Below are 524 nucleotides of genomic sequence, written 5' to 3'. Positions count from 1 at the left end.
CACTGCTGGCTGAGCTGTCGACTGTCAAGTTCAGCGAGTCGTTCGACGTTGCTGTAAACCTGGGTGTAGACCCGCGTAAATCTGACCAGGTTGTTCGTAGCGCTACTGTGCTGCCGCACGGCACTGGCAAGACTGTTCGCGTTGCTGTGTTCACCCAAGGTCCAGCTGCTGAAGCCGCTCTGGCTGCCGGCGCTGACCGTGTAGGTATGGACGACCTTGCTGCCGAAATGAAAGGCGGCGACCTGAACTATGACGTAGTGATCGCATCCCCGGATGCCATGCGCGTTGTAGGTCAGTTGGGTCAGATCCTCGGTCCACGTGGTCTGATGCCTAACCCTAAGGTTGGTACCGTAACTCCAGACGTAGCTACCGCGGTCAAGAACGCTAAAGCTGGTCAGGTTCGTTATCGCACCGACAAAAACGGCATCATTCACACCTCCGTTGGCAAGATGGGCTTCGACGCCGTCAAGCTGAAGGAAAACGTTGAAGCCCTGATCGCTGATCTGAAGCGTATCAAGCCAGCT

1 protein-coding gene is annotated in these 524 nt (G+C 56.3%); it reads left to right on the top strand.

Annotated features, from left to right (window positions below; translation table 11 throughout):
- A partial coding sequence (gene rplA / locus BK660_RS30000; RefSeq protein WP_123436395.1) for a 50S ribosomal protein L1 occupies positions 1-524 on the top strand: 524 nt, incomplete at both ends.

The organism is Pseudomonas brassicacearum, assembly GCF_003732265.1.
In the GTDB taxonomy this organism is placed as follows: Bacteria; Pseudomonadota; Gammaproteobacteria; order Pseudomonadales; family Pseudomonadaceae; genus Aquipseudomonas; species Aquipseudomonas brassicacearum_D.
This window is presented reverse-complemented; position numbering and strand designations above follow the sequence as displayed.